General features: G+C 67.8%; 10 protein-coding genes. 6 read left to right on the plus strand and 4 right to left on the minus strand.

The window, feature by feature from the left end; all coding sequences use genetic code 11:
- Positions 1–109: 109 nt before the first annotated feature.
- The gene (locus tag UK23_RS38750; protein ID WP_045316768.1) at positions 110–1249 is read left to right on the plus strand and encodes an FUSC family protein; all 1140 of its coding nucleotides are present in this window, start codon (positions 110–112) and stop codon (positions 1247–1249) included.
- Here UK23_RS38750 and UK23_RS38755 read toward each other — a convergent pair.
- The 3 genes from UK23_RS38755 to UK23_RS38765 all read right to left on the minus strand — a co-directional run bounded on the left by UK23_RS38755 (position 1179) and on the right by UK23_RS38765 (position 2775).
- The gene (locus UK23_RS38755) at positions 1179–1430 is read right to left on the minus strand and encodes a hypothetical protein (protein ID WP_045316769.1); all 252 of its coding nucleotides are present in this window, start codon (positions 1428–1430) and stop codon (positions 1179–1181) included. The genes UK23_RS38750 and UK23_RS38755 overlap by 71 nt on opposite strands.
- Entirely contained in the window at positions 1427–2062 is a 636-nt protein-coding gene (locus UK23_RS38760; RefSeq protein ID WP_082115320.1) for an HNH endonuclease family protein, read from the minus strand. Before UK23_RS38760 ends, UK23_RS38755 begins: the two co-directional genes overlap by 4 nt.
- A 104-nt stretch (positions 2063–2166) precedes the next feature.
- Positions 2167–2775, minus strand: a complete 609-nt coding sequence (locus UK23_RS38765) for a hypothetical protein (protein ID WP_196778080.1) — start codon at positions 2773–2775, stop codon at positions 2167–2169.
- A gap of 110 nt (positions 2776–2885) precedes the next feature.
- On the opposite strand from UK23_RS38765, the gene UK23_RS38770 reads away from it, so the two are divergent.
- Positions 2886–4175: an adenylosuccinate synthase gene (locus UK23_RS38770; RefSeq protein WP_045316770.1), complete on the plus strand. Its 1290-nt coding sequence runs from the start codon at positions 2886–2888 to the stop codon at positions 4173–4175.
- Between the two features lie 6 nt (positions 4176–4181).
- On the opposite strand, the gene UK23_RS38775 is transcribed toward UK23_RS38770, so the two are convergent.
- Positions 4182–6545, minus strand: a complete 2364-nt coding sequence (locus UK23_RS38775) for a M48 family metalloprotease (protein WP_156213702.1) — start codon at positions 6543–6545, stop codon at positions 4182–4184.
- A gap of 142 nt (positions 6546–6687) precedes the next feature.
- Between UK23_RS38775 and UK23_RS38780 the strand changes: the two genes are divergently transcribed.
- The 4 genes from UK23_RS38780 to UK23_RS38795 form a co-directional block, all read left to right on the plus strand.
- A complete protein-coding gene (locus tag UK23_RS38780) occupies positions 6688–7455 on the plus strand; it encodes an ABC transporter permease (protein WP_045316772.1) in 768 nt (255 codons plus the stop codon).
- Positions 7440–8141, plus strand: a complete 702-nt coding sequence (locus UK23_RS38785; RefSeq protein WP_045316773.1) for an ABC transporter ATP-binding protein — start codon at positions 7440–7442, stop codon at positions 8139–8141. The genes UK23_RS38780 and UK23_RS38785 overlap by 16 nt, the downstream gene beginning before the upstream one ends.
- Positions 8122–9093: an ABC transporter substrate-binding protein gene (locus UK23_RS38790; protein ID WP_082115322.1), complete on the plus strand. Its 972-nt coding sequence runs from the start codon at positions 8122–8124 to the stop codon at positions 9091–9093. Before UK23_RS38785 ends, UK23_RS38790 begins: the two co-directional genes overlap by 20 nt.
- The coding region (locus tag UK23_RS38795; RefSeq protein WP_082115323.1) for an LLM class flavin-dependent oxidoreductase at positions 9090–10256 on the plus strand (1167 nt) is incomplete at its 3' end. The genes UK23_RS38790 and UK23_RS38795, both read left to right, overlap by 4 nt.

A 10256-nucleotide genomic window follows, 5' to 3' on the forward strand; every position in this document is an offset into this window, starting at 1 on the left:
ACGCCTCTGACTACACCCAACTCGTGTGTGGGATGGCGTACCTGCAGGTTGTGCGGTCTGGGGCGGGGATCAAGACTGGCTGCGGGTGCCAGCGATGATGAGGTGAGTGGTGGGCGCGGTTCAGGAAGCGGTTGGGCGTGGGCTTGCGCGGTGGCGTGGGGCTGCGTTGCCGATTGTCCAAAGTGCCCTGTCTGCTGGGCTGGCTTGGGTTGTGGCGACGTTGGTGATCGGGCATCAGCGTCCGTTCTTCGCGCCGATTGCCGCCGTTGTGTGCCTTGGGGTTTCGCTTGGGCAGAGGCTTCGGCGCGTGGGTGAGCTGGTTGTCGGGGTTTCGGTTGGCGTTGGGGTTGGGGACGCGCTGATCAGTTGGATCGGCAGCGGGCCCTGGCAGATTGCGCTCGTGGTCGGGCTGGCGATGTCGGCTGCTGTGTTGTTGGACGGTGGGTCGGTCATCGCGTTGCAGGCTGGGAGTAGCGCGGTGTTGGTGGCCACGTTGTTGCCGCCCAGTGCTGGTGGTGGGTTCGACCGGATGATCGACGCGTTGACAGGTGGGCTGGTTGGGCTGGCCGTGGCGGCGTTGTTGCCTGCTAATCCGGTGACGGTGGCGCAGCGGCAGTTGAAGGCGCTGACGAACACGCTCAGCGGTGCGTTGCGGGGGCTTGCCGAGGCGCTGGCCGAGAAGGACGCGGTCAAGGCGGCTGGGGTGCTGGCGGAGCTGCGCACCAGCCAGGCGACTATCGATGCTTACAAGGCTGCGCTGCAGACCGGGGGTGAGATCGCGAAGATCGCGCCGATTCGGTGGCGGGCCAAGGATGAGCTCAGCAGGTACCAGGCGGCGGCCGGGCCCGTGGACTACGCGGTTCGGAACACGCGGGTGTTGGCGCGCAGGAGCATGGCGGCGCTCAAGGCGGATGAGCGGATTCCGGATGGTGTGCCGGAGGTGCTGACGGACTACGCGGATGCCGTGGACTGTTTGCGGGGCGAACTGGAGAAGGGCAAGACGCCCAGCCAGACGAGGGAGGCCGTGCGAGACGCCGCGCGGCATCTCACCGCGCGGCGTCTCGGTGGGGACGGGTTCTCGTCCAAGGTGGTGCTGGCGCAGATCCGGAGTGTCGCGGTGGATCTGCTGCAGGCGACCGGGCTCAGTCGTGCGGAGGCCATGGAGGCGTTGCCGCCGCTCAGCCCTCCGGCCGGTTCAGCAAGGCCAGCAGAAGCGAGTGAACCGGTTCGTGATCACGGGGATCAGTGAGCGCACAAGAAGCGCCCGTGATGGCGTACCACTCCTCCGCGCCCTCGTAGCGGACCAGTGCGCGGAGCTTTCCGTCGTCGGAGAGCTCGGTGCACAGCTCCAGGTCGCCCGTGACGACGCCGACCTCGTCGGTCATCACGCCACCAGGGCCAGCCACGAAAAGCGAGGAAAGAGTCGTCATGGGCAGGTGTTCAACATCCCTGTCAGTGCGGTCTTCTCGGCGCTCTGCAACGTGAGTCCCCAGTTTTTCTTCGTGCGAACCCACATCTTGGCGTACGTGCAGTAGTAGGACGACAGCGGAGGCTTCCAGGATGCCGGGTCCTGGTCGCCCTTGGCCTGGTTCACGTTGTCGGTCACCGCGATCAGCTGCGGGCCGGACAGGTCATTCGCGAACGACTGGCGCCTGGCCGTGGTCCAGGACGATGCTCCGGACCGCCAGGCTTCCGCCAGCGGCACGATGTGGTCGATGTCCACGTCGGAAGCCGCGGTCCAGGTCGCGCCGTCGTACGGGGAGAACCAGCGGCCGGATGTGGCCGCGCAGGACGAGTCGGTCACGACGTTCGTGCCGTCCCGCTTGAGCACGACCTCACGGGTGTTGCACGTGCCCGACTGGGTGATCCAGTGCGGGAACTTGTCGCGCGAATAGCCCGTCATCGAGCCTTCACCGGCGACGGTCAGGGTGGCCAGTTCGGACTTGGCGATGGCGCCGGTGCTGGGGATTCCGGGGGGAGTCGCGAGTGCAGGGGAAACAAAACCGAAGGTGAGTGCCGTTGCGGCGACCAGGACACCAATGGTTCGGTTAACTTTTGACATCGTCCCGACCTTCCTTGTTGGAAAGTGATCGGGACTACCCTTCGTCACATTATGGAATTAGGCAATGCCTTTGGGTGACACCCACGTGAACGACAAGCGCACGGCTAGACGCCTCGCACCAGCCTCAGGTCCTCGGTGTGGCGGTACCAGGTCCACTTGTCGACCGGGCGCGGGTGCTTGTGACCATCCAAAACGGCGGTGGTGGGGAGACAGCCGAGCTGGAAAGCGCGCGGGCGGCTCTCCCGGACTCGTGAGCCGAGCAGGCGCTTGTTAACAATTCGCACAACGAGGCCCAAGCCGCCTTCGGGGTCCGGCGTGCACTCGATCCGGGAGGCCTGGCCGCGCAGCACGTTGTCCGCGTCGCTGTAACCAACGCCACGGACGGGTGACAACACGCCGAGACCCATCAGCACGCCGCCGACGTCGTCGCGAACGAACGGGACGGGATCTACGTCACCGTTCAGCGCGATGTCCAGGGCGCGGGCGGGGTCGGTCGAGAGGCCCCAGAGGGCGGCGACGGGAGAGTCGCCCACCGGCACGTAACCGAGGGTCACCGAGCCGAGCTTCTCCTTGCGCAGCAACCGCAACGCGACGGCCGCGAGGTCGGCGTCGGTACCCACCACGACGAGCCGTTCGGCGTCCAGGTGTGGATCCACGTGGTCCTTGCCGGGGCGGGACGGAACGACGTGGACGTCGTCACGTTGAGTGATCATTGGCAACTGCGAGTTTCCGCAGGCCAACACGATTCCGTGCACGGTCATCTCCTGGTCTACCCTCGCTTACCGGCGTTCGCTCGAACCAGTCCAAGCGCTTGGAGTTTCACATGCCGGCCGTCGTGCTGATCGGTGCCCAGTGGGGCGATGAGGGCAAGGGCAAGGCCACCGACATCCTCGGTGAGCGTGTCCAGTGGATCGTCCGCTACCAGGGTGGCAACAACGCGGGTCACACCGTGGTCCTCCCGGACGGCCAGAAGTTCGCCCTGCACCTCATCCCGTCCGGCATTCTCACGCCCGGTGTGAAGAACGTCATCGGCAACGGCGTCGTGGTCGACCCCGGCGTGCTGCTCGAGGAGCTCGCGGGCCTTGAGGAGAAGGGCGTCGACACCAGCGGCCTGCTGATCTCGTCTGACGCGCATTTGATCATGCCGTACCACGTGGCCATCGACAAGGTGACCGAGCGCTACCTGGGCAAGGCGAAGATCGGCACGACCGGTCGCGGCATCGGGCCGGCCTACCAGGACAAGCTCGCCCGCGTCGGCGTGCGCGTGCAGGACCTGCTGGACGAGAAGATCCTCCAGCAGAAGGTCGAGGCCGCCCTGGACTTCAAGAACCAGGTGCTGGTCAAGGTCTACAACCGCAAGGCGCTCGACCCCGACCAGGTCGTCGAGCAGGTGCTGGAGCGCGGTCAGCACTTCGTGCACCGCATCGCGGACACCCGCCTGCTGCTCAACCAGGCGCTGGACCGCGACGAGATCGTGGTGCTGGAGGGCTCGCAGGGCACGCTGCTCGACGTCGACCACGGCACCTACCCGTTCGTCACGTCGTCGAACCCGACGTCCGGTGGCGCGACGGTCGGCTCCGGTGTCGGCCCGACCCGCATCAGCACGGTGATCGGCATCCTGAAGGCCTACACGACCCGCGTGGGCTCCGGTCCGTTCCCGACCGAGCTCAACGACGACCAGGGCGAGTACCTGCGCAAGCAGGGCGGTGAGTTCGGTGTCACGACTGGACGTTCGCGGCGCACCGGCTGGTTCGACGCCGTGATCGCCCGGTACGCCTCGCGCGTCAACGGCATCACCGACTACTTCCTCACCAAGCTGGACGTGTTGTCCGGCCTGGAGAAGGTGCCCGTCTGCGTCGCGTACGAAGTGGACGGTCGCCGCGTCGACGAGATGCCGATGACGCAGACCGACGTGCACCACGCCGTGCCGGTGTACGAGGAGCTGCCGGGCTGGTTCGAGGACATCTCGCACTGCCGCACGTTCGACGAGCTGCCGGCCAACGCCAAGTCCTACGTCGAGTACCTCGAGAGCATCATCGGCGCCCGTGTGTCCGCGATCGGGGTGGGCCCTGGCCGCGACCAGACGATCGTCCGTCACGACGTTCTCGGCTGAGCGAGCTCACCGGAGGGCCGTGATCAGCTCCGCGAGCCGGCTGCGGCCCATCATCAGTTCTCTCGCCATCGTGCCGTCGTCCTTCGTCCGCCCCTGGATGGCGTCGGCGCACGCCTGCGCGCCCTTGTGCAACGCCTGCAGCGTCTCCGTCCACAGCGCACCGATCGTGGCGTCCGGTGGCGGTGAGAAGGTCTCTCCGGCGAGCTGAGCCAGTGCCACGCACGTGGGTTCCAGCCGGGCGTCGTTGTCCTGTGTCACCTCGGCCCACAACGCGAGGTTCGCCCGTTCCACGGCCGCGAGGCGATCGAGGCCGCCATCGGCCTTCCAGGCGCGCATCGCCTCCGCCGGGTCCACGGGCTTGGGAGATGTCGTCGTCGCCGTCGGGGTCGTGCTCGTCGGTGCGGCCGCTGGTGGCAGGAGGGGCGCCGCGTTCGGGGCTTTGGGCCACCACGACGCCACGGCGACCGAGACGACCGCGAGCCCGATCAGCGCCCACGGCCGTCCCTGATGTTCGCCGCGGCGCACCGCGTACAGGCTTCCGGCCAGCGCCGCGAGCGTGCCGAACAACGGCAACACCTGGTGCGGGCGCGCGGCGATGACGCTGTCGACCTCGGTGCCCTGCAGGTGGGTCAGCCAGATCACGCCGGTTCCGGCCAGCCCGATCAGCCACGCCACGAGCAGCGCGCCGATCCGGTCCAGCCACCGGGAAGCGGCGAACACCACGACGAACTGGACGATCACCACCGCCACGACCTGCCGGACAGAGCTGATCAACGGGTCGGTCCCCGAGCCGAGCAGCGTGACCGCGAAAGTCACGAGCACACTGCCCGCGGCACCCGTTGCCAATGCCGCCTTGGGGAACTCGCGGCGCAACACCAGCGGTACGAGCCAGACGAGGGCGAGCGACACGACGGTCAGCACGCGGTGCGAGTTCAGCAGGAACGGGACCAGGACAACGTCCACAACGGACTGGTGCAGGGCCGGTCCGATGTCGTCCCGCAACGTCGAATAGGCATACCGGGCCTCCGGGAACCAGCCCAGCAGGGTGAACGCGACCACGGTGGTGGACAGGCCGAGAAACCAGGCGTGCCAACGGGCGCGCACGAGCGTGGCGCAGTACCCGGCCCAGATCGCCACCAGCACGGCGGTGCCGGCGAGGACGAGCGCCGCGAGCGCGCTGGGCAGCGTGACGGGGTCGATGTTGTAGGTGTCCAGTCGTTCGCCGAGCACCAGCCCGAGCCCGACGGCGAGGCCCGGCAACGCGAACACCCCGCGCCTTGCTCCGAACGCGGCGCCGCGCCAGGCGATCAGCCCGATCAGCGCGGTGATCAGGACCGCCCAGCCGGCCCGCAGGACGAGGAACGACTCGTTGTCCGCCCGGTACCAGGTGAGCGCGTGCAGTCCGGCGCGCAGGTGCCACCACGCGAGCTGCACCGCGAGCGTGCAGCCCAGCACCTCCCAGAAACCCGGTCGCAGCAACGAGTCCGGCTCGCGCATCGCCGCGGATCTGGCCGCCGGCGCCGGATGCAGGCCGAACCACCGTTGAAACCGGCCTGAGGGCGCGAGCGTGCGGTACGGCTCCGCGGACCCGGTCCAGCGCGCCACGAACACGTCGGCGTGGTGTTCACGGGCTCTCAGCACCGCGACGCGAGCGAGGAACACCAGGGCCACCAACGCCCCGAGCCTCCCGATCAGGGCATACGAGCCGGACCAGTCGATGGCCACGAGGACCAGGTACGGCACGAGCACCACGAGCACGAACGCCCGCCAGAGCGCGAGAGTCGCGTACGTCGTGGTGACATCTGACCGAACGTGCGCCAGTTCGTGCAGAACGATGGCGCGGAACGTCGCGCTGTCGGTCCGGTGCAGCACGAGCATGCCGGCGTTCAGCACGACGTACTTGTGCCGGTGGTTGCCGAACGCGGCGCCACCGGCCCTGGTGCTGGTCGGGTCGAGCAGGAAGGTCGTGTCCGGGAGACCGGCTTGCCCGGCGAGTTCTGCGAGGCTCTCCCGCAGCTCTTCCGGTACTGGCACGAGCTTTCGCCTGCGGATGCGCCACGCGGGCCGGACCAGGTAGATCAGCAGGCTGACCGCGAAGAGCAACACGAGCCCACCGGAGAGCCACAGCGCACGCGGAACGACGAGTTCCGCCATGCACGCGCGATAGGCGACCCACCTGGACTCGTCGTGATCGGGGAAGTGGAGCGAGGTCAGGTAGAGCCCGGCGTTCACCTGGCAGCGCTCGTCCTCCGGCGACATCCCCGCGTACTGCCCGAAGACGAACAACGTGGTCGCGATCGCGAGCAGCACGAGCGACACGAACCTCAACGTGGTGCCAGAAGGCACCCTCGATCTCTCCCCCTCGTTCATGTCCGAATGGTGAGTGGTGGATCCGGCGCTGTCACTCGGCCATTGGGATGGAAACCACCGGCTCCGATTATCTCGACGTCCGACGCTTTTTCACGATTTGGGCGTCGTTGACTCACGTCCTGGACTCGCCTGTACTTCGGCCGTGGCCCTTTCTCTTGCTGGAAAACAGACGCTGCCGTTGCGCTGGCTCAGCCCCGTGGCGCTGGTTCTGCTGTGGCAAGGGGCCAGCTCAGCAGGGTTGCTGCCGCCGGACAAACTCGCTTCTCCGCTCACAGTGCTCGAATCCGCCGGTGAGCTGATCGCGGACGGCCAATTGGGCGAGGCATTCGCGGTCTCGCTCGGTCGCGTTTTCTTCGGATTTCTCATCGGTGGCGTGATCGGTGTTCTTCTCGGTCTTGCCGCCGGCCTTTCCCGGTGGGGCGAGACGTTGCTGGATCCGCCGGTGCAGATGCTGCGGACACTCCCGCACCTCGGCCTGATCCCGTTGTTCATCCTGTGGTTCGGCATCGGAGAGGAACCCAAGCTCGCGCTGGTCGCGGCCGGTGTGGCGTTCCCGCTCTACCTCAACCTGCACGCCGGCATCCGGCAGACCGACCCCGGCCTGGTCGAGGCCGCGCGGGTGCTCGGCTACAGCAGTTTCGAACGGATCGTGCACGTCGTGCTGCCGTCCGCGGTACCGCAATCCCTGGTGGGACTGCGGATCGCGCTCGGCACCGCGTGGCTGTCGCTGATCGTCGGCGAGCAGATCAACGCCGACGCCGGTCTCGGCTTCCTGATCAACAACGCCCGTGAGTTCCTCCGCACCGACGTCGTGGTCGTCGGCCTCGTGGTCTACGCGCTGCTCGGCCTGACGACGGACGCGTTGGTGCGACTGCTGGAAAGGAGAGTGTTGCGATGGCAAGCGCGGTGAGCATTCGTGGCCTGCACAAGGCTTTCGGTCCACGAACGGTGCTGGACGGGATCGACCTGGAGATCGTGCCGGGCGAGCTCGTGGCACTGCTGGGGCGCAGCGGCTGTGGCAAGTCCACGCTGCTGCGGATTCTCGCGGGCCTGGATCGGGAGTTCGACGGGGTGGCGACTGTTCCCGGAACGGTGTCGGTCGCGTTCCAGCAGCCGCGGTTGCTGCCGTGGCGCAAGGTCTGGCGGAACATCTCGCTGGGCCTGCACAAGCCGGACGGGCGTTCAGTCGCCTTGAAGGCACTGGAGGAAGTGCGGCTGCCCGATCACGCCGACGCGTGGCCGCTGACGTTGTCCGGTGGTGAGGCGCAACGGGTTTCGCTCGCACGAGCGTTGGTGCGCGAACCCGACGTGCTGCTGCTGGACGAACCGTTCGGCGCGCTGGACGCGTTGACCAGGCTCGCCATGCACCACCTGGTGGAAGACCTCTGGGCCGAGCACCGGCCAGCCGTGCTGCTCGTGACGCACGACGTCGACGAGGCGCTGCTGCTCGCCGACCGGGTCCTCGTGCTCGACGAGGGCCGGATCGTCGCCGAGCACCACGTCGACCTGCCCCGCCCGCGCCGCCGGGCTTCCGTTGTGGAGCAACGCACCCGCGTGCTCGCAGACCTGGGAGTGGATGTTGAAACAGCTGCCTAGCCGTAAATGGCTCAGTCTGCTCACTGCGATCTTGTTCACGACCGGGTGTGCGGCGACCGTGCAGGACACTCCGGCCGGCGAGGTCGTGCTCAAGGTCGGTGACCAGAAGGGCGGGGCCAAGGCGCTGCTCACGGCCGCCGGTCTGCTGAACGACTTCCCGTACAAGATCGAGTGGTCGACCTTCACCTCCGGCCCGCCGTTGCTGGAGGCCGCGTCCGCCGGTGCGATCGACCTCGGCGGTGTCGGCAACACCCCGCCGATCTTCGCCGCCGCCGCGAACGCCAAGATCGCCGCCGTCGCCGCGTCGAAGGGCGAGGTCGAGGCCGACGCGATCCTGGTGCCGGAGAACTCGCCGCTCAGGACAGTGGCGGACCTGAAGGGCAGGAACATCGCGGTCGCGAAGGGCAGCTCGGCGCACGGCCAGGTGCTGCTCACGTTGCGCGCCAACGGTTTGACCACCAAGGACGTGACGCTGAACTTCCTGCAGCCGAGCGACGCGTACGGCGCGTTCACGCAGGGCAAGGTCGACGCCTGGGCGGTCTGGGACCCGTACACCGCGCAGGCGCAGCAGGAAGCCAAGGCGCGTGTGCTGACCGACGGCCGGGGTAAGTCGAACGGCTACGGCTTCCAGGTCGCCGGCCGCAAGGCGTTGGACGACAAGGGGAAGAACCCGGCGCTCAAGGAGTACCTGGTCCGCTACTACAAGGCGCAGAAGTGGGCCGACACGCACCGCGAGGAGTGGGCGAAGGCGTGGGCGGCCGAGACCGGGCTCAAGTACGAGGTCGCCTTGGCCGCGGTGAACCGCAACGGCGACCTGCCGGTGAAGATCGACGACACGCTCCTCAAGTCGGAGCAGGAGCTCGCGGACGCGTTCAGCGAGGACAAGACGTTGCCGGGCAAGGTCGACTTCGCCAAGTTCGTCGACACGAGGTTCCAGGGAGATCTGGCATGAGCGTGACGCTGCACTGGTTCCTGCCGACGTCCGGCGACGGGCGCACGGTCGTGGAGCACTTCCACGCTCAGCGCGCACCTGCCGCCGGAGCCCGTCGCGAGCCGGACATCGACTACCTGGCGCAGATCGCGCGCACGGCCGAGCAGGTCGGGTTCACCGGCGTGCTCACGCCGACCGGCACGTGGTGCGAGGACGCCTGGCTGACCACGGCCGCGCTGATCGGGCAGACGACCACGCTGAAGTTCCTGGTGGCGTTCCGGCCGGGTGTGCTGTCGCCGACGCTCGCCGCGCAGATGGCCTCGACGTACCAGCGGATCTCGCGCGGCCGGTTGCTGCTGAACGTGGTGACCGGTGGCGATTCCGTTGAGCAGCAACGGTTCGGCGACTGGCTCGACCACGACCAGCGGTACTCGCGCACCGACGAGTTCCTGCAGATCGTGCGCGGGATCTGGACCGGCGAGCCGTATTCGTTCCAGGGCAAGCACTACCAGGTCGAAGGGGCGACGGCGCTGGCCGCGCCGGATCCCGTCCCGCCGATCTACTTCGGTGGCTCGTCGGACGCCGCTTTGCCGGTGGCCGCGCGCAACGCCGATGTGTACCTGACCTGGGGCGAGCCCCCGGCGGATGTGGCCGCGAAGATCGCGCGGGTGCGGGCGTTGACCGATCGGCCGATCCGGTTCGGCATCAGGCTGCACACGATCAGCCGGGACACGTCGGCGGAAGCGTGGGCGTCTGCTGCGAAGCTGCTCGACGCACTCGACCCGGCCGCCGTGGCGAAGGCGCAGGAGCAGCTGAGCAAGTCGGAATCCGTTGGCCAGCAACGGATGGTGGCGCTGCACGGTGGCGATCTCAGCCGTGGTGTGCGCGGTCTGGAGATCTACCCGAACCTGTGGGCTGGCGTCGGACTCGTGCGAGGCGGCGCGGGAACGGCGTTGGTGGGCTCGCACGAAGAAGTCGCCGACCTGATCGAGGAATACCACTCCATCGGTATCAGCGAGTTCGTCCTCTCCGGCTACCCGCACCTGGAAGAGGCGTACTGGTTCGGCGAGGGCGTGCGGCCCTTGTTGAAGCAGAGAGGTCTGCTCGACAAGGACCGCACGCCAGTGCCGCGACCGGCAACCTTCGCCGCGTCTTTCGGCGCTCAGCAGGGCACCTCGCGGCAC

It is taken from the genome of Lentzea aerocolonigenes (genome assembly GCF_000955955.1).
Classification (GTDB): Bacteria; Actinomycetota; Actinomycetes; order Mycobacteriales; family Pseudonocardiaceae; genus Lentzea; species Lentzea aerocolonigenes_A.